The sequence below is a fragment of the Bacillus sp. BB081 genome (assembly GCF_008368895.1).
Taxonomy (GTDB): Bacteria; Bacillota; Bacilli; order Bacillales; family Bacillaceae_G; genus Bacillus_A; species Bacillus_A wiedmannii.
The window spans coordinates 145,711-163,553 of sequence record NZ_QOZX01000014.1; the positions used below are offsets into that span (position 1 = coordinate 145,711).

The 17,843-nt window shown below is 34.8% G+C and carries 22 protein-coding genes; 15 read left to right on the top strand and 7 right to left on the bottom strand.

The window, feature by feature from the left end; genetic code table 11:
- Positions 1–120: 120 nt before the first annotated feature.
- The gene (locus tag DN394_RS07280) at positions 121–357 is read right to left on the bottom strand and encodes a hypothetical protein (RefSeq protein ID WP_000283744.1); all 237 of its coding nucleotides are present in this window, start codon (positions 355–357) and stop codon (positions 121–123) included.
- Between the two features lie 97 nt (positions 358–454).
- On the bottom strand, positions 455–1,312 hold the full coding sequence (locus tag DN394_RS07290; RefSeq protein ID WP_149293693.1) for a metallophosphoesterase: 858 nt from the start codon (positions 1,310–1,312) through the stop codon (positions 455–457).
- 244 nt (positions 1,313–1,556) lie between these two features.
- On the opposite strand from DN394_RS07290, the gene fadH reads away from it, so the two are divergent.
- The 3 genes from fadH to DN394_RS07305 all read left to right on the top strand — a co-directional run bounded on the left by fadH (position 1,557) and on the right by DN394_RS07305 (position 4,465).
- Positions 1,557–2,321: a 2,4-dienoyl-CoA reductase gene (fadH, locus tag DN394_RS07295; RefSeq protein WP_000660912.1), complete on the top strand. Its 765-nt coding sequence runs from the start codon at positions 1,557–1,559 to the stop codon at positions 2,319–2,321.
- Between the two features lie 255 nt (positions 2,322–2,576).
- A complete protein-coding gene (locus tag DN394_RS07300; RefSeq protein WP_046957433.1) occupies positions 2,577–3,794 on the top strand; it encodes an EAL domain-containing protein in 1,218 nt (405 codons plus the stop codon).
- Between the two features lie 182 nt (positions 3,795–3,976).
- Positions 3,977–4,465: a DUF3993 domain-containing protein gene (locus DN394_RS07305; protein WP_001233812.1), complete on the top strand. Its 489-nt coding sequence runs from the start codon at positions 3,977–3,979 to the stop codon at positions 4,463–4,465.
- Positions 4,466–4,581: 116 nt separating this feature from the next.
- On the opposite strand, the gene DN394_RS07310 is transcribed toward DN394_RS07305, so the two are convergent.
- Positions 4,582–4,818, bottom strand: coding sequence for a glutaredoxin family protein (locus tag DN394_RS07310; RefSeq protein ID WP_001225788.1), 237 nt, complete (start codon positions 4,816–4,818; stop codon positions 4,582–4,584).
- A gap of 233 nt (positions 4,819–5,051) precedes the next feature.
- Between DN394_RS07310 and DN394_RS07315 the strand changes: the two genes are divergently transcribed.
- The 10 genes from DN394_RS07315 (at position 5,052) to DN394_RS07355 (ending at position 12,044) form a co-directional block, all read left to right on the top strand.
- Positions 5,052–5,288: a YkuJ family protein gene (locus tag DN394_RS07315; RefSeq protein WP_000055151.1), complete on the top strand. Its 237-nt coding sequence runs from the start codon at positions 5,052–5,054 to the stop codon at positions 5,286–5,288.
- A gap of 217 nt (positions 5,289–5,505) precedes the next feature.
- On the top strand, positions 5,506–5,655 hold the full coding sequence (locus DN394_RS28900) for a hypothetical protein (RefSeq protein WP_046956445.1): 150 nt from the start codon (positions 5,506–5,508) through the stop codon (positions 5,653–5,655).
- Positions 5,656–5,729: 74 nt separating this feature from the next.
- Positions 5,730–6,248 carry a ribonuclease H-like YkuK family protein gene (locus DN394_RS07320; RefSeq protein ID WP_000896655.1) on the top strand — a complete coding sequence of 173 codons (519 nt, stop codon included), beginning with the start codon at positions 5,730–5,732 and terminating at the stop codon, positions 6,246–6,248.
- A 108-nt stretch (positions 6,249–6,356) separates the two neighbouring features.
- Positions 6,357–6,548 carry an antirepressor AbbA gene (abbA, locus tag DN394_RS07325; protein WP_000817795.1) on the top strand — a complete coding sequence of 64 codons (192 nt, stop codon included), beginning with the start codon at positions 6,357–6,359 and terminating at the stop codon, positions 6,546–6,548.
- 169 nt (positions 6,549–6,717) lie between these two features.
- Positions 6,718–7,161 (top strand): cyclic-di-AMP-binding protein CbpB, encoded by a 444-nt coding sequence (gene cbpB / locus DN394_RS07330; RefSeq protein ID WP_000623572.1) that lies wholly within the window; start codon positions 6,718–6,720, stop codon positions 7,159–7,161.
- 142 nt (positions 7,162–7,303) lie between these two features.
- Positions 7,304–8,188 carry a LysR family transcriptional regulator gene (locus DN394_RS07335; RefSeq protein WP_002008407.1) on the top strand — a complete coding sequence of 295 codons (885 nt, stop codon included), beginning with the start codon at positions 7,304–7,306 and terminating at the stop codon, positions 8,186–8,188.
- 71 nt (positions 8,189–8,259) lie between these two features.
- Positions 8,260–8,982, top strand: coding sequence for a 2,3,4,5-tetrahydropyridine-2,6-dicarboxylate N-acetyltransferase (gene dapD, locus DN394_RS07340; protein ID WP_149293694.1), 723 nt, complete (start codon positions 8,260–8,262; stop codon positions 8,980–8,982).
- A gap of 61 nt (positions 8,983–9,043) precedes the next feature.
- On the top strand, positions 9,044–10,174 hold the full coding sequence (locus tag DN394_RS07345) for an N-acetyldiaminopimelate deacetylase (protein ID WP_000301171.1): 1,131 nt from the start codon (positions 9,044–9,046) through the stop codon (positions 10,172–10,174).
- 254 nt (positions 10,175–10,428) lie between these two features.
- A complete protein-coding gene (locus DN394_RS07350) occupies positions 10,429–11,295 on the top strand; it encodes a hypothetical protein (RefSeq protein WP_046956446.1) in 867 nt (288 codons plus the stop codon).
- Positions 11,296–11,378: 83 nt separating this feature from the next.
- Positions 11,379–12,044 carry a potassium channel family protein gene (locus DN394_RS07355; protein WP_000504032.1) on the top strand — a complete coding sequence of 222 codons (666 nt, stop codon included), beginning with the start codon at positions 11,379–11,381 and terminating at the stop codon, positions 12,042–12,044.
- A 38-nt stretch (positions 12,045–12,082) separates the two neighbouring features.
- Here DN394_RS07355 and rnjA read toward each other — a convergent pair whose 3' ends face one another.
- Positions 12,083–13,750 carry a ribonuclease J1 gene (gene rnjA / locus DN394_RS07360; RefSeq protein WP_000670370.1) on the bottom strand — a complete coding sequence of 556 codons (1,668 nt, stop codon included), beginning with the start codon at positions 13,748–13,750 and terminating at the stop codon, positions 12,083–12,085.
- 4 nt (positions 13,751–13,754) lie between these two features.
- Complete coding sequence (locus DN394_RS07365; protein ID WP_000576445.1) at positions 13,755–13,967, bottom strand: DNA-dependent RNA polymerase subunit epsilon; 213 nt, start codon at positions 13,965–13,967, stop codon at positions 13,755–13,757.
- Between the two features lie 547 nt (positions 13,968–14,514).
- Between DN394_RS07365 and DN394_RS07375 the strand changes: the two genes are divergently transcribed.
- Entirely contained in the window at positions 14,515–15,288 is a 774-nt protein-coding gene (locus DN394_RS07375; RefSeq protein WP_000998280.1) for a Cof-type HAD-IIB family hydrolase, read from the top strand.
- A 58-nt stretch (positions 15,289–15,346) separates the two neighbouring features.
- Here the strand turns inward: DN394_RS07375 and def are convergent, their stop codons facing one another.
- Both def and DN394_RS07385 read right to left on the bottom strand, forming a co-directional pair.
- Positions 15,347–15,901: a peptide deformylase gene (def, locus tag DN394_RS07380; RefSeq protein ID WP_000957060.1), complete on the bottom strand. Its 555-nt coding sequence runs from the start codon at positions 15,899–15,901 to the stop codon at positions 15,347–15,349.
- Positions 15,902–16,066: 165 nt separating this feature from the next.
- Complete coding sequence (locus tag DN394_RS07385; RefSeq protein ID WP_149293695.1) at positions 16,067–16,213, bottom strand: YjcZ family sporulation protein; 147 nt, start codon at positions 16,211–16,213, stop codon at positions 16,067–16,069.
- Positions 16,214–16,726: 513 nt separating this feature from the next.
- Here DN394_RS07385 and pdhA point away from each other — a divergent pair.
- Positions 16,727–17,842: a pyruvate dehydrogenase E1 component subunit alpha gene (pdhA, locus tag DN394_RS07390; RefSeq protein WP_000536893.1), complete on the top strand. Its 1,116-nt coding sequence runs from the start codon at positions 16,727–16,729 to the stop codon at positions 17,840–17,842.
- Position 17,843 lies beyond the last annotated feature (1 nt).

The window sequence follows — 17,843 nt, forward strand, 5'->3', positions numbered from 1 at the left end:
TTCTCTACTTATTATACATTCTCTAAATAGAAGGATGCGTAGAGAGAATAGTTTTTATTATAAGCATGTTAATGGATCAGTTAAGAGAGGGAATAACATTGGTAGAATTGTTGGAGTACTTTAATAATAGAATGGTTGTTGACAAGGTCCGCCATAACAAGGATAAGGTGTTGGCGGTGGGAAAGGTGGTGGATATGGTGGGTAATACGGTCTAGGACCGAAAGCTAATGCACCGCCGAGCAGTCCACCAGCAATCCCAGCTAGAAATGGAACACCAAAAAACGGAAAGAAGCGTGAGTCGCCTACTGGACCAATAGGTGCTGAACGGACTGGGATTGGTTGATAATATGGATACATGAACAAACCTCCTTTATTGGACTCATTTTTATCATATGGTAAATGAAACGTGGATGAGCGCGTACAAGAAAGGATATGTAAGAAAATAGGCGAATTATTACGAATGTTGGAGCGTAAAAATTGTAATTTCAGGTTTTGCCATAAATCGGAATGGGACGCGTGTTCTGCCAAGACCTCGATTGACATAGAGAGCTAAATCTTGAATCGTATAGAAACCTTCAACATAGTTTTTAGCAAGTGATGGGGTAATAATAGCACCTAAAAAGGGAATTTGTACTTGTCCGCCATGGCTATGACCAGAAAGTTGTAAGTTAACTGGATATTTAGCGATTTGTGGTGCAATATCTGGCTCGTGAACAAGAACAATGTTATAAGTGTTTTGCCTCGCGTGCTGTAGTGTTTCTTCTATTTTGGGTTTGCCTAGTAGTATATCATCAAGACCGAAAATTGAAATTTCACTATTATCCAGTAGACGAATTCTCTTTTCGCTATTTAGTAGTAGTTCAAATCCAGATTCACGCATGATGTGCTCGTAGTATTCCGTTCCATATCCGCCGTGATCATGGTTACCATAAATAGAAAATTTACCGAAGGGTGCTTGTATATTTTTTAAAATAGATGGAACGAAAGGAGTGTCAGTATATGTTTGATAATTATCAATGAGATCACCAGTGAAAAGAACAATGTCAGGTTTTACAGCATTAATTTTAGAAGCGATTTGAGATAAATGTTGGAGAGAGAAATAGTATCCGAGATGTAAATCGCTAAATTGAAGAATCTTTATACCATGAAAACTTTTGGGTATGAGTTGTGATGTAAGTGTATGCTCTGTAAAAGAGAGTAAATGAGGCTCAATATATTTAGCGTAATAGTATCCGATGCTAGTGGTTATAAATGAATATAGACAAGTGCGCATTCCAGCTTTAAAAAAATCTCTTCTTGTAATTTTCTTCATAAAAATATGAGTATACCTATTTAACTTATATCACATGTTTTCGTTACATTTATAGGTTACTCAAATCTCCTTTCAGTTTATTTAAAATATATTTTAAATAATAAAAAAGTAGTATAGATTACGAAAGAAACGAATAAAAAGAAACCTCTTTACATTAAAATATCAGAAAAGTTTAAAAATATAAAGATTTCTATTAAATAAAATGATAAAATGAATGTGTATTCATTTTTGGGAGGGGATGTATGTGAAAGAAAAGGTAGTTATTATAACAGGTGGATCGAGCGGAATGGGAAAAGGAATGGCGACCCGTTTTGCAAAAGAAGGGGCACGAGTTGTTATTACAGGACGTACAAAGGAAAAACTAGAGGAAACAAAGTTGGAAATTGAACAATTTCCGGGGCAAGTATTACCTGTACAAATGGATGTAAGAAATACTGATGACATTCAGAAAATGATTGAAGAGATTGATGAGAAGTTTGGTCGAATTGATGTTTTAATAAACAATGCAGCTGGAAACTTTATTTGTCCAGCAGAAGATTTATCCGTGAATGGCTGGAATTCAGTCATTAATATTGTATTAAACGGTACATTTTACTGCAGCCATGCTGTCGGAAAATATTGGATTGAAAAAGGTATAAAAGGGAATATCATTAACATGGTAGCAACATATGCATGGGATGCAGGTCCGGGAGTTATTCATTCGGCTGCAGCGAAGGCTGGAGTATTAGCAATGACGAAGACACTCGCTGTTGAGTGGGGCCGTAAATATGGAATACGAGTTAACGCTATCGCGCCAGGACCAATTGAACGTACGGGCGGTGCCGATAAATTATGGATTTCAGAAGAAATGGCTAAGCGTACGATACAAAGTGTTCCGCTTGGAAGACTGGGCACGCCAGAAGAAATTGCAGGTCTAGCTTATTATTTATGTTCAGATGAAGCTGCGTACATAAATGGAACTTGTATGACAATGGATGGAGGACAACATTTACATCAATATCCATTTTAAAAGGGATAAGAAAATGAATGTTTGATTCATATTCTTACGGTTAAATGTGACGGAATTGTGACATGTGAAAGAAAGGTGTTTACAAGAGGTCATATATACGTTATATTTAAGACCTCTTTTTTCTTCATAGTAGAATTGCTAATTCCCCTTAGCATTTTACCCCTCTAATCCCTTCAGGAAAACTGAAGGGATTTTTTATTATTTTTCCGTAAATATCATGTTATAATTTTTGAAAAGTAAAGGGAGGGAAGCGCGTTGATAGATGCATTAGATGTAATGAGTAACTTGGATAAAGTCCTTCCTTATTATCAAGCTATTTTTAGTGCTGATGAGCATACTGTAATTGGATATGAAGTAGTAGGACGTATTCAAACAGAAGAGGGCATACAAAGTCTAGCTTCTTTCTTTCATGATGATTCTATTCCGAGTGAGTTTCAACTGGAAGCGGATAACATTATAGTAGAAAAAGCTTTAAATCGTTATTTAGAAAGTGATCAAAAACTATTATTATTTATACATCGGAATGCTAACGTATTAATGAACGATGATGATGAAAGTTTACTTCAACTTTTATTGATGTATGAAGAGCAAGGTTTAAATTTGAAACACATTGTTTTAGAAATTACAGAACATGAATGTCAAGAAGATATAGAGCAATTTAATCATTTGCTTATGTATTATCGTACATATGGTATTCAAATTTCGATTAATAAAGTCGGAACGGGTACAAGTAATTTAGAACGTATTAGCGTGTTAGCACCGGATATTTTAAAAGTAGATTTAACAAACTTAAGGCAAACTGCACTTTTACAATCTTATCAAGATATTTTATATTCTTTATCATTACTTGCTAGAAGAATTGGTGCAACATTGTTATATGAAGAAATAGATGCTTTTTATCAACTACAATATGCTTGGAAAAACGGTGGTAGATATTATCAAGGGAATTATTTGAAAGAGTGCTTACCTGATTTTATTGAAACGAACGTTTTGAAAGAACGACTTGGTAATGAGTGTCATCAATTTATTCAACATGAGAAGAAAAAGTTACAAAAGATTTATAATTTAACAGAAATGTTACGTGATCGAATTGGTGATGTTCTAGCCAAACAGAAAAAGAATGAAGATATAAATGATTGGTTATTACAATTTAGCCAAAGTGTATCACAGTGTAGTTTCCGCATATTTATTTGTAACGAAGATGGTTTCCAACAATCAGGAAACGTTATGAAAAAAGATGGGGAATGGATTGTGATGCCTGAGTATTATATGAAGAACTGGAGTTGGCGTCCGTATTTTCTAGAAAATATTATGAAAATGCGTTTTGAGAATAAGGCAAGACTTTCAGATTTATATGCTGATATTGAAACCGGTGAGATGGTACGGACATTTTCCTTCCCAATTGATGATGAAAACTTTTTATTTATAGATTTATCGTATGAATATTTATATGAAGAAGATGTTTTATTTTAATGCACGAAGAGATTCGTGCATTTTTTGTTTGTTTTTATCATAAATTGGTAATAGTGAAAATGGTGATGAAAATGCTGTCTATCGTTGTAAAGATTTTACGAACGAAACCACCCCTGTCTTTGCATAATCATTGTTACAATGAATACTACAAAGACAAGTTTTCTTAAAAGGAAGGTGAAAAAATGAGGAAATATGGAATATGGTTAGTTCTATTTGTATGCGTTGCCTTTCTAGTTGGTTATAGTGTCACAACTGTTTTAGGAAAAGAGGAAGTGAAAGTCGATCGGGAAGAAGTGTTTACAACGATACAAAAGGGCTATGAAACCCAATTTTCAATTCGTGGGAAGCATTTGCCGATGAATAAGATGATAGAAACGTTATCACCATATTTTACAGAGAATTTCCTTCAAGTATTTACAGATGAAAATAGTAGAAGTGATAAACAAAGTGGTGAATATTTACTTCCAGCAAAAGAAGCGCCGTTTTCTTTTCATTCAGAAACGAAAATGTCATATGATGAAGAGCATAAAATTTTATATGTATATGAGCGGGCGAAAAGTGGACAATATCAAATTATAACATTGCAAAGAGATCAAGGAAAATGGAAATTGGCCGGATATCATGAAAGCCAAGAACTTTTAACTGAAATAAAACGATTACAACAATTATAAAGTGAAACTTTAATCGGTGGGGATGTTCATCTCTCACTGATTAATAGCTCGCACCAATAGGGCTATTACTGCCCACAAATAGTGGGATAAAAATAAGAATAGGTCTTTACCTATTCTTATTCAATATTGAGTAGCTGTTGTAATTTTTCAATTTGAAAACCAGCAACAACTTCTCCATCAATTACAACTGTTGGAGTTGAATACGAATCATAGTCGTATAAAAGACGATTGCGTGCAGCAGCGTCTTTTTTTACGTCAAATTCTTCATATACAACGTTATTATGCTTTAAAAATTCTTTCACAATGACACATGGCGGACAATCAGGTTGTGTGTAAACCTCAATTTTTCTCATTGTAATTCCTCCTTTTTTCTGTTTTTTATTATATTCTTCCAGTATAAAAATCGCAATAAAGAAGGGAAAAGATGTTCTTTCTGTTTTTTCCTTCGCATTTCGACAAATTTTTAGTTGAGTTTCTGGCCAATAACCTTTATCCTAGACTGTGGAACATTTTTTCTGTTATGACGGATAGAATGAGTATAGCTGTAAAACCTATTGGTAGGAAGATCAGAGAAAGGAGAGATTTCATGTCTCTACTCCAAGGAATTTTAACTCGACTTGTTAGTTTACAAGAACAAGCTGAAAGCGGTGAAGTAGCACAACGCTATTTTGAAGTGAACGGTGAGCGCAAATGTAGCGTGAAATTTTTCGATAAAAGTGAAATGTATGAGTTAGAAGTGTATCAACAAGGTGAAAAACCTCAAGTGTATCAATTCGATAATATCGATATGGTTGCAATTGAGATTTACGATATCATTTCTTGATACATATAAAAAAGGTGTTGCCATATGGCAACACCTTTTTTAGTTCTATTACTTTTTAGCATATATGTATAGGGATTTTTCATTTTTCCTACAATGGTAATAAAGTGAAATTGTAATCAGTAGGGCTTCTTCGTCCTATACTGATTATTAGCCATCACCAATTGGGGGGGGGACGGGTAGCAAATAGCGGAATAAAAATAACGAGGAGGTGTGTTGTATGGAACGTTTACCAGTTGTGGTTTGTCCTAAATGTCACAATTCTGCTGAGATTATTTATGTATTAACGGCTCAATCGAATCAAAATGTAATTTATACGTGCCAAGTTTGCCACTATGTAATTCGAAATATTGAAACGAATAAAGGATAGGAAGTTATAATTTTTATTTTTGTCCCATACAATGAGAATACGAAAAGTCTGTCTAATTGAAAGGACGTGACTATGTGGCCGGTGAACATACATTTTATAATGTTTCAGAGAGACATTTAAATTTTGATATGGTCTTTAGCCGTATTTGCAGTTTCATTGAAAAGGATCCACGAAATTTATATCGTTTATCCATTGGGACAGACTCACAAGCACATCAAAAGGATACGAGGTTTATTACGGCAATTCATATTCATCGCGTTGGAAAAGGTGCCTGGGGGTGTTTACACCATAAATCAGTAAAAGATAAGCCAGCAACTTTACGTGAGAAAATATATTTAGAAACGCAGTTTAGCCAAGAAATTGCATGCCTATTTACTCCGAACCATATACAAACAATATGGGATTTATTGCATCCATATGCTCAAGAGGGAGCTGGATTTATAATGGAAATTCACTTGGATATCGGAAATGATGGTTTAACAAAAGAATTTATTCTAGATATGACAGCGAAAATTCAAGCGATGGGATTAACAGCAAAAATTAAGCCAGATGCTTATGCGGCGTTTAGTTATGCAAATCGATATACGAAATAAAAAACAATTTTTATATATCCTTCGATAAAAACTGAATATTACATCTATTAAATAGGTTGGAAATTATATATAATAAGAGTAACGATGCGAGTATAAGGAGAGGGGTATATGAAAAGGGAATTTGTTTTAACAGAAGAAGAAGAGAGTTTGTTACTAGATATTCTATTTCAGCAAAATTATGCGAGTGAAATTTTATCTGTGGAAATTACAGATATTGAGAATGGTTTAAAACAGACAGATGTGACACAATATAAAAAAATCACAAGGTTATTTTACAGATTAAAAAATAAGGGGTATTAAGCGCTACCGGAATGGTAGTCTTTTTTTTGTGTTGTATGCTAAAATAGCTGTGTAATTTTGTTTTTATTGAAATAAAGTAAGGACAAAATAATAATATGAAAACGCTGTCATAAAATGTGAATAGAGTCGGTGATTAAAAGTAGGAAAAAGGGAAAATGGGGGATGTAATATGATTAGTATTCCGAAAGACGAGTTTCAACAAATTTTTGTGAAAGATTTAATGATTTCATCAGAAAAAGTAGCACATGTCCAAATGGGGAATGGTTTAGAGCATGCTTTACTCGTTCTTGTGAAATCTGGATATTCGGCGATACCTGTTTTGGACCCGATGTATAAATTGCATGGGTTAATTAGTACTGCTATGATTTTAGATGGTATGTTAGGGCTGGAACGTATTGAGTTTGAAAGACTTGACGAAATGAAAGTAGAACAGGTGATGAAGGAAGACATTCCGGTTCTTAAGTTAGAAGATTCGTTTGCAAAAGCTTTAGAAATGACAATTGATCATCCTTTTATTTGCGCTGTCAATGAAGATGGGTATTTTGAGGGGATTTTAACACGTCGGGCTATTTTAAAATTGTTGAATAAAAAAGTAAGGCAACATAATCGATAATGTGAGAAAAGTGACTTCATAGAAGCGGAGAAGTCACTTTTTTTTCGTGCATATCAGTTGTGTATGTATTATATTTAAAAAGATAAAAAATATAAGAGTATATAGTTAAATTAAGGATGAAAAGCTTATTGAGATAAGGTGTATGGAAGCTAAGGAAAGAGGGAGAAAGTTGCAAATTGATGATTTTCAAATGATGGTTGTGTTAGCTCAGGAATCGAATATGAGAAAAGCGGCGGAACGTTTATTTGTTTCACAACCTGCGCTTAGTCAACGATTACAATCTATGGAGAAACAATGGGGAATGAAGTTTTTTATTCGCTCACAAAAAGGATTGACAATTACACCTGAAGGGGAAAAAGTTGCAAATTATGCAAAAGAAATGCTGCAAAAGGAAGAGGATATTAAAAGTGAGCTAGCTGTTTTTAGAACAGAAACTCACGGAACGTTAAAAATAGCTGTTGCATCAGTTATTGGTCAATATTGGCTTCCTCCTGTTTTGAAGAAGTTTGTACATAAATACCCTTCTGTGAAAATATCGCTGTTTACTGGCTGGAGTAGTGAAGTGCAAAAGCAATTTTATGAAGGAGACGTTCATGTTGCTATATTGAGAGGAACACAAGAATATAAAGGTCAGAAGCAACAATTATTTGAAGATGAACTTTATTTAGTGGATAAAGAAATAAAAGATATTACGATGTTAAAAGAAACAAATAGACCTTTTATTCAATTTAAAAGTGATTCGACTTATTATGGACAAATACAAAATTGGTGGTATGGTTTATTTTCTAATCCACCTAAGAGAACAATTGTGGTTGATCAAATTGAGACTTGCAAACAACTCGTTTTAAATGGTATAGGTTATGCTCTTTTACCTTCTACTGTTTTAAAAGAAGTACAGGAAAATATGTATAAAACACCTGTTCAATTAACGAGAGAAACATGGTTATTGACGAGTGAATCGGCCAGACAATTGAAGCAAGTAAGGGCATTTTTAGAAATTATAGAAGAAATTCAAATGGAAAAATAGGATTATTATCTTGCTACTCGCTCTATCGTTTGGTAGAGTAACATTATAAATGGATTTAGGAGGCAACAAGAATGAAAATGATGGACGCTAACGAAATTATTTCGTTTATTCAAAAAAGTGAAAAGAAAACTCCTGTAAAGGTATACATAAAAGGGGATTTAAAAGAAGTAACATTCCCTGAAACGGTACAAGCATTTGTAAATAAAAAGTCTGGTGTATTATTTGGAGAATGGTCTGAAATTAAGGCAATTCTTGATGAAAATAGCAAGCACATTGTTGATTACGTTGTTGAAAATGACCGTCGTAATTCTGCAATTCCAATGCTTGATTTAAAAGGTATTAAAGCTCGTATTGAGCCAGGCGCGATTATTCGTGATCACGTTGAAATCGGCGACAATGCTGTTATTATGATGAATGCAACAATTAATATCGGTGCTGTAATTGGTGAAGGTACTATGATTGATATGAACGCGGTACTTGGTGGACGTGCAACTGTTGGTAAGAACTGTCACGTAGGTGCAGGTGCAGTACTTGCAGGTGTTATTGAGCCGCCTTCAGCAAAACCAGTTATCGTTGAAGATGATGTTGTAATTGGTGCAAACGTAGTTGTGTTAGAGGGAGTTACAGTAGGTAAGGGTGCAGTTGTAGCAGCAGGAGCTGTTGTAACAGAAGATGTACCTCCATATACAGTTGTTGCCGGTACTCCAGCACGTGTAATTAAAGAGATTGATGAGAAGACAAAAGCAAAAACTGAAATTAAACAAGAGCTTCGTCAATTAAACCCAGAGAAATAAACACAAAAAAAGCGTAAGAGCATAACAGGCTCTTGCGCTTTTTATAGATAGAGGTGCAAAAATGGCAGTAAGCAAATTCGTTCAAATTCGTAGAGACTTACACAAAATACCGGAAATTGGATTTAAAGAGTGGAAAACACAACAGTATATTTTAGATTACATAGGAACGCTTTCGAATGAATATGTGGAAGTGAAAGTATGGAAAACGGGTGTCATTGTTAAAGTAAATGGAAAAAATCCAGAAAAAATTATCGGTTATCGCGCAGATATAGACGGTTTACCAATTACCGAAGAAACTGGATATGAGTTTGCTTCTATTCATGAAGGAATGATGCATGCATGTGGACACGATTTACATACAACAATCGGTTTAGGCCTTCTAACAGCAGCTGTAACAGAAAGAATAGATGATGACCTTGTGTTTCTATTCCAACCAGCTGAAGAAGGGCCAGGAGGGGCTCTTCCTATGTTAGAGAGTGAAGAGTTAAAAGAATGGAAGCCGAATATAATTCTTGGTCTTCATATTGCACCTGAATACGCTGTAGGAACAATTGCCACAAAAGAGGGGCTATTATTTGCGAATACATCAGAGTTATATGTTGATTTAAAAGGGAAAGGTGGACATGCAGCCTACCCGCATACTGCAAATGATATGATTGTTGCAGCAAGTCACCTTGTTACACAACTTCAATCCGTTATTAGTCGTAATGTGAATCCTCTTGATAGTGCAGTGATTACAATCGGAAAAATAACAGGTGGTACAGTTCAAAATATCATAGCAGAAAAGTCTCGGTTAGAAGGAACGATCCGAACGTTATCAGTGGAATCAATGAGGCGTGTTAAAAGTAGGATTGAGGCAATTGTTGCAGGTATAGAAGCTTCCTTCCAATGTGAAGCTGTTATTGACTATGGAGCGATGTATCATCAAGTATATAACCATGAAGTATTAACGAGAGAGTTTATGCAGTTTGTAAGTGAACAAACTGATATGAATGTAATTACATGTACTGAGGCAATGACAGGGGAAGATTTTGGTTATATGCTTCAAGAGATTCCTGGATTTATGTTTTGGCTGGGGGTAAATTCAGAATATGGTTTACACCATGCAAAATTAAAACCAGATGAAGAGGTTATTGAGAAAGCTATCGCATTTTTAGATCAATATGTAAAGTGGAAAGGAACTAGAAAGTAAACTCGCTCGCCAACTTTGCAAAAACTTACAGTGGGTACTTGTTAGTTCCAAGACGAAAACATCTTTCATATTTGTTTTGGATACACATTGGCATACAAATGGATAAAGTAATGAGCAGCGGTTTTGAGCCGCTGCTCATTATTCATTATCGCTTATTGAGAAGATGATTAGTTAACTAGCTTATATATGTTTACATTTCGTGTAGAAAGTGTGTAAAATCAAGGTGAAACATAGAAAAAAGGGTGGGGAATTACGTGCAAATTAGCAGTGCAATGTTATGTTTCGTCTTATATGCGTATGTTATTATTGCGGCGGTGTATTTTGGGATAAGTTTTTATGCCTACCGTTTAGTAGATAATCACGAATATGACGAAACATATAAATGGGTGAAAAGATATTTATCACCTGTATTAGAAATTATGAATGGGTTTGTGCTCTTTTTATTTATTGGATTAATTGCTTTCTCAACGAGTTTAGTAGGGAATAAAACGACATTATTTGTACTAGGTATCATTATTTTTATGTTGTTAGGGATACGGATTGGTAACACAGTGTTTTGGAATGAAAGAAAAGTAGATGGTTGGACTGGAATGTTAATCCCGTGTATGTTAGCGGCTATCGTGACAAACATAGAGCATGAGTATTATCAATTACATTTTTGGCTTATTATCGTTTTAACAATTCTTTCAGTTTTGTACATAAGTACGGTAGTACTCACATACATTGCACATGAAAAAGGTGATGTTAAAGGAACACGCTTCTTTAGAGGGCGAGCATTATTTTGGAGTGTGCCAACGATGGCTGTTATAGGAATTATTGCGATATTAGTAAATGGATATCAATTTACTAATTGGCAACTGTTTTTAGAAAATTGGTGGATTTTCATTATTTCGTTTATCGCTTTTTTAGGTGCAACACATTATTTATTCCATCAACATCATTATATATTGGCATTGCTATTCGCATTTACACAACTATTATTTGCTTTCTTCGGACAAGAAACGTTATTATTCGTTTTTGAAACATTTAGTTCATTTGGAAATATATTTGTATTTGGTATGTTAATTTTCAGTATCGCATTTTATTTACAACAGTATTTTTATATGCAAAAACAAAAATAAGAATGATATACAGGTTTTTGTAGCAAATCTAAAGTATGTTACAATAAAAATACATAGTATTCGATGTTATTGGAGGAATTCCTGTGGGTGAAAAAGAGAAAGAATTTGCTGTCATTGGGCTTGGACGTTTTGGTGGAAGCATTTGCCGAGAACTCGCTCAATTAGGTATGGAAGTAATGGCAATTGATTCAGATGAGGATAAAATTAATGAGTTTGCAAATATAGCTTCACATGCTGTAATTGCAGATTCAACAGATGAGATGGTATTAAAAAGTCTTGGTATTCGTAATTTTGATCATGTAGTCGTTGCTATTGGAGACAATTTAAATTCAAGTATTTTAACAACATTAATTTTAAAAGAGTTAGGTGTAAAAAATATTACTGTAAAAGCTCAAAATGATTACCATGAAAAAGTGTTAAGTAAAATAGGGGCAGATCACATTGTGCACCCCGAGCGTGATATGGGAAAAAGGATTGCTAATAACATTGCATCAAGTAATGTATTAGACTATCTTGAGCTTTCAGATGAGCATAGTATTGTAGAGATTATTGCAAATAAAAAAATTGATGGTCATTCTTTAATCGAATTAGATATTCGTGCGAAGTTTGGATTGAATATTGTAGCGATTAAACGTGGTAAAGAAGTTATTGTATCTCCTCGAGCTACGGAAAATATTCAAGCGGGAGATATATTAATTGTAATTGGTCATGACGATGAAGTAGATCGTTTTAAACACTTTTTAAGATAAGAGAAAAGGACAATACCATGAAGGTATTGTCCTTTTTCTTATATTTCCATAATGATTGGTAAAATCATTGGGCGACGTTTCGTTTTCTCATATAGGAATGGTGCTAATGTGTCTGTAATTTCATTTTTAATTTCAGACCATTGTGTTGTTTTACGCTCCATTACTTTTTCTAAATGAGTTGTAATTAATGTTTGAGCATCATTAATTAAATCACTACTTTCGCGCATATACACGAAACCACGTGAGATAATATCAGGTCCTGCTGCAACTTTAAACTCTTTCATATCAATGCTTACAACTACAATAACAAGTCCTTCTTCAGAAAGAATACGACGATCGCGTAATACAATATTACCGATATCTCCAATACCATTTCCGTCAATATAGACAGATCCAGATGGTATTTTACCAGCTACGCTTGCTTCATCAGAACGAAGAGCAAGAACATCTCCATTATCCATGATGAAACAGTTTTCTTCTGGAATACCACAATCGTTTGCTAACTTCATATGCATACGTTGCATGCGATATTCACCATGAATTGGCATGAAATACTTCGGTTTAATTAGACGAAGCATTAATTTTTGTTCTTCTTGTCCACCGTGTCCACTCGTATGAATGTTTGACAGTTTCCCGTGGATTACATCAGCACCAGCACGATACAACATGTTAATTGTACGGCTTACACTAATTGTATTACCAGGGATTGGTGAAGAAGAGAAAACAACTGTGTCGCCAGGAATGATTTGAATTTGACGATGAGTACCATTAGCAATACGTGAAAGTGCTGCCATTGGCTCACCTTGACTACCTGTACATAAAATAACAACTTTATTAGCCGGTAGGCGGTTTAGTTGAGCTGTATCTATGAATGTATCCTTCGGACAGCGAATATAACCAAGGTTTTGTCCGATTTCAATCGCCGCTTCCATACTGCGACCGAACACAGCCACTTTACGATTGTTTTCAACAGCCGCTTCAACAACTTGTTGTAGACGATGGATATTTGATGCAAAGGTTGCAAAGATAATACGACCTTCTACTTTGCGGAAAATATCTTGAATACTATCACCAACACGGCGCTCAGACATTGTAAAGTTTGGAACTTCACTGTTTGTACTGTCAGATAAGAGACAAAGTACGCCGTCTTTTCCGATTTCAGCCATTTTTGTTAAGTCCGCTGGTTCACCGACTGGTGTGAAATCAAATTTGAAATCGCCAGTATGAACAACTTGTCCTTGAGGTGTTTTCACAACAACTCCGTATGAATCTGGGATACTGTGAGTTGTACGGAAGAAGGAAACAGATGTCTTTTTAAATTTAATAACATCATCTTCTTGAATTTCATAAAGTTTTGCTTTACGAAGTAATCCGTGCTCTTCTAATTTGTTTTTGATTAGTGCAATTGCTAATTTTCCGCCATAAATCGGGATGTTTACTTGACGTAATAAGTAAGGAATTCCACCGATATGATCTTCGTGACCATGTGTAATGAATAATCCTTTAATTTTATCTTCGTTTCGCACAAAATAAGTGTAATCTGGTATTACATAATCGATTCCGAGGAGTTCGTCTTCTGGAAATTTAATTCCAGCATCAATAATAATAATTTCATCTTGAAATTGAACAGCATATGTATTTTTACCGATTTCACCGAGTCCACCTAAAGCAAAAACGGCAGCTTGATCATTCTTTAGAAATTTCATATGACTATACGATTTCCGCTAATGTTAAATCAGCGTTTTCTTTTTCATATTCAAGATGAGCACCAGTAACAGACTGAACGAACTCGATATTATATGCGAACTTATTTAATTTCTTACGAACATCCTTTTCAGACGTAGCCTCTAAATATAAAACTTTTGTATTTTCACGTACTGGAACCTCAGTCAATTTTACTTGATAAAATACTTTAAAAATCATTTGGAAAACCTCTCCTTGTCTATGTTTTGCATTATCTGTTACTTATTATAAAGCAAACAGTCACGATTTTCATGTTTTTTCGAATGAGAATGAAGAAAAAGCCCGAAATGGGCACAATTTAAGCGATTGTCTTTTTACGGACTAGATCTTTTAAATAACGCTTGAGCTTTTTCTTCAGCTTCTTCAGCATGATTACTCCTTCCTTTCCTTATTTAAAACATGCATATTACTAGTGAAAACTCCGTCTCTGATATAAGAAAGAAGACAAAAGTGAATGTTGAATCTTGTCCTTTCTCATACAGGGAAAGTTATTCTATAGTAACGATTAGTAGCCGTTAGTTATAGGTATAGTATGAGAAAGAATAGAAAAGAAAATTCATACGAACAAGTATCCACATTTTTTACTAATATATATATGCAGGTTTCATAAATAAGGTCAGAAAGTGAACGCTTTCTTCACAGATGTTTAATATGTTATACTTTTTTTTAGAATTTGAAAAGCGATAATCAAAATAGGAATATAGAGTAACAGAAAGGATTTTGACAAATGAATGATAAAATTGTCTTTTTTGATATTGATGGAACATTATTAGATCATGATAAGAAGATTCCGCAATCTACACGAGATGCAGTAAGACATTTACAAGAGAAAGGTGTGCATGTAGCAATTGCGACAGGACGTGCACCGTTTATGTTTGAAGATATTCGTGAGGAACTCAATATACATAATTATGTTAGCTTTAATGGACAGTACGTTGTATTTGAAGATGAGGTAATATTTAATAACCCGTTACATCCAGCTGCCTTACATAAGTTTACTCAGTTTGCAAAACAAGAAGGATATCCACTTGTATATCTGGATCATCAAGAAATGAGAGCATCAGTGGAATATCATGATTATGTGAAAGAAGGTTTTGGAAGCTTAAATTTTGAACATCCGGCATATGAACCTGATTTTTATGAGAAACGTAATATTTATCAAACACTTCTTTTCTGTGAAGTGAATGAAGAAGAAAAGTTTATTAATCATTACCCAGACTTTCATTTTATTCGCTGGCATGCGTATTCAATGGATATTATTCCGAATGGTGGTTCGAAGGCAAAAGGAATTGAGAAATTCATTGAAAAATTAGGATTTAACCGTGAACAAGTGTATGCATTTGGAGATGGCTTAAATGATTTAGAAATGATCGAAGCAGTTGGGACAGGTATTGTGATGGGTAATGGTCATGAAGACTTGAAAAAACTTGCAAATCACGTGACAAAGGATGTTAGTGAAGACGGCATATATCATGGATTAAAATGGGCTGGATTGCTATAAGTGAATATGGAACCCATTTCATATAAAAAAGGCGGAAGATTAACTTCCGCCTTTTTTATTATCGCTCTAAAGGTTTTGAATCGTCAGGAGCAGCAAATGGATTTTCTTTATTAATGTGGTCATAGAACATAACACCATTTAAATGGTCAATCTCATGCTGAAATACGATTGCTGGTAAACCTTTTAAACGTAATTTTACTTCTTCGCCATTGATAGATGTTGCTTTCACTGTAATTCTTGTGTAACGAGGGACATAACCAGGTACTTCGCGGTCTACTGATAGACAGCCTTCCCCGCTTTGTAAATATGTACGTTCAACAGAATGACTAATGATTTTTGGGTTGAATAATGCATGACTATATAACGTACCGTCCGTATCAGTTACATGAACCGCAATCATTTTCTTCGAAATACCGATTTGTGGAGCCGCTAATCCGATTCCAGGGCGCAAACTATATTTTTCAGCCATTTCAGGATCTTGGCTATTTATTACAAATTCAATCATTTCTTTTAGGGCAGTTGTATCTTCTTCGCTCGCCGGCATTGATACCTCTTCTGCAACGTTTCGCAAAATAGAATCTCCTTCGCGAATTACATCTTTCATTGTAAGCATATGTAATCTCTCCTTTCTTCTTTAGTCTACCAAAGGAGGTGGAAAAAGTCATCGACAAGTAGGGAAGCACTTTGGAAAGTGTTTTACTATAGAATATTTATGTATGTAATAAAAAGAACAGACGGCAAAGCCGTCTGTTTCTTTCCATAGTTGTTTCATTTTACATTAGCGAATGCAAGCAGCACCAACGATAATAAAAAAAATAAACAACACAACGATTAAGGCGAAGCCGCGTCCAGACCCGCCACAAGAACCGCCATAACCGTAGGAAGGATTTGAACAAGTTGGATAGCAATATGAGTATCCGTACATGAGATGACCTCCTTTATCATTTCCCGCTAACACTGCGGTTACTATAATGTATGGAGGGAAGGATAGAAATGTATGGGTAATTACCTATAAAAGGAAGAAGAGTTTGTATATTTTTGCTAAGAAGAGAGAAAAACTAAAGAGAATTAAATCGTTTACATATTATTCTAAGAGAAAAAATAAGTTGAAAAGGGAATAATATAACAGTAGGTTAATGCTTACTAATACAGATGTGAAAAATAAAAACATGTTTGTGTAGAAGAAACCTGCAGATTATTTATAAAAAAACGTAACCAAAGTAATTGACATCGTAATTAGAATAGTTGTAAACTAAAAAACGTGATCAAGATTGTATTAATATGTTTCTGAAAAAACATTAGTACAGATTGTTAGGTACACAAAATTATTCTCAACCGACAGATAAATTTGTTGGTTTACATTGTTGCGTTTTCAGTCTAGCTAATAGATAGTGAAAGCGTTTCAGAATATGGTTCAAGAGAGGAAGAGGTGAACGGAATGGGTACTAAAACAAAAAAGACCCTATTTAATGTTGATGAGCAAATGAAAGCTATCGCAGCTCAATTTGAGACATTACAAATTTTAAATGAAAAAGGCGAAGTTGTGAATGAAGCAGCTATGCCTGAATTATCTGATGATCAATTAAAAGAATTAATGCGCCGTATGGTGTATACTCGCGTACTAGATCAACGTTCTATTTCTTTAAACCGTCAAGGACGTTTAGGTTTCTACGCACCAACAGCTGGACAAGAGGCTTCTCAATTAGCAAGTCATTTCGCACTTGAAGCAGAAGATTTCATCTTACCAGGATATCGTGATGTGCCACAATTAGTATGGCACGGTTTACCATTATACCAAGCATTCTTATTCTCTCGTGGACATTTCATGGGTAACCAAATGCCTGAGAATGTAAATGCACTTGCTCCACAAATCATTATCGGTGCGCAAATCATCCAAACTGCTGGTGTTGCGTTAGGTATGAAACTACGTGGTAAAAAATCTGTTGCAATTACTTACACTGGTGACGGTGGTGCTTCACAAGGTGACTTCTACGAAGGTATGAACTTTGCGGGTGCATTCAAAGCTCCAGCAATCTTCGTTGTACAAAACAACCGTTATGCAATCTCTACTCCAGTAGAAAAGCAATCTGCAGCTAAAACTGTAGCACAAAAAGCAGTAGCAGCAGGTATTTACGGAATTCAAGTAGACGGTATGGATCCATTAGCTGTATACGCAGCAACTGCTTTCGCTCGTGAGCGTGCAGTAAACGGAGAAGGCCCTACTTTAATCGAGACTTTAACATTCCGTTACGGTCCACATACAATGGCTGGTGATGACCCAACTCGTTACCGTACAAAAGATATCGAGAACGAATGGGAACAAAAAGATCCAATCGTACGCTTCCGTGCATTCTTAGAAAACAAAGGCCTATGGTCTCAAGAAGTTGAAGAGAAAGTAATCGAAGAAGCAAAAGAAGATATCAAACAAGCAATTGCTAAGGCTGACCAAGCTCCAAAACAAAAAGTTACTGATTTAATGGAAATCATGTACGAAAAAATGCCTTACAACTTAGCTGAACAATATGAAATTTACAAAGAAAAGGAGTCGAAGTAAG

Bases quoted from the DNA above. Each gene is read 5' to 3' on its own strand.
- DN394_RS07280 (WP_000283744.1), bottom strand. From the start codon at position 357: ATGTATCCATATTATCAACCAATCCCAGTCCGTTCAGCACCTATTGGT.
- DN394_RS28900 (WP_046956445.1), top strand. From the start codon at position 5,506: ATGGAACGTTTACCAGTTGTGGTTTGTCCTAAATGTCACAATTCTGCT.
- DN394_RS07305 (WP_001233812.1), top strand. From the start codon at position 3,977: ATGAGGAAATATGGAATATGGTTAGTTCTATTTGTATGCGTTGCCTTT.
- rnjA (WP_000670370.1), bottom strand. From the start codon at position 13,750: ATGAAATTTCTAAAGAATGATCAAGCTGCCGTTTTTGCTTTAGGTGGA.
- DN394_RS07290 (WP_149293693.1), bottom strand. From the start codon at position 1,312: ATGAAGAAAATTACAAGAAGAGATTTTTTTAAAGCTGGAATGCGCACT.
- DN394_RS07375 (WP_000998280.1), top strand. From the start codon at position 14,515: ATGAATGATAAAATTGTCTTTTTTGATATTGATGGAACATTATTAGAT.
- DN394_RS07365 (WP_000576445.1), bottom strand. From the start codon at position 13,967: ATGATTTTTAAAGTATTTTATCAAGTAAAATTGACTGAGGTTCCAGTA.
- cbpB (WP_000623572.1), top strand. From the start codon at position 6,718: ATGATTAGTATTCCGAAAGACGAGTTTCAACAAATTTTTGTGAAAGAT.
- DN394_RS07310 (WP_001225788.1), bottom strand. From the start codon at position 4,818: ATGAGAAAAATTGAGGTTTACACACAACCTGATTGTCCGCCATGTGTC.
- def (WP_000957060.1), bottom strand. From the start codon at position 15,901: ATGCTTACAATGAAAGATGTAATTCGCGAAGGAGATTCTATTTTGCGA.
- pdhA (WP_000536893.1), top strand. From the start codon at position 16,727: ATGGGTACTAAAACAAAAAAGACCCTATTTAATGTTGATGAGCAAATG.
- DN394_RS07335 (WP_002008407.1), top strand. From the start codon at position 7,304: ATGGAAGCTAAGGAAAGAGGGAGAAAGTTGCAAATTGATGATTTTCAA.
- DN394_RS07315 (WP_000055151.1), top strand. From the start codon at position 5,052: ATGTCTCTACTCCAAGGAATTTTAACTCGACTTGTTAGTTTACAAGAA.
- DN394_RS07385 (WP_149293695.1), bottom strand. From the start codon at position 16,213: ATGTACGGATACTCATATTGCTATCCAACTTGTTCAAATCCTTCCTAC.
- dapD (WP_149293694.1), top strand. From the start codon at position 8,260: ATGAAAATGATGGACGCTAACGAAATTATTTCGTTTATTCAAAAAAGT.
- abbA (WP_000817795.1), top strand. From the start codon at position 6,357: ATGAAAAGGGAATTTGTTTTAACAGAAGAAGAAGAGAGTTTGTTACTA.
- DN394_RS07345 (WP_000301171.1), top strand. From the start codon at position 9,044: ATGGCAGTAAGCAAATTCGTTCAAATTCGTAGAGACTTACACAAAATA.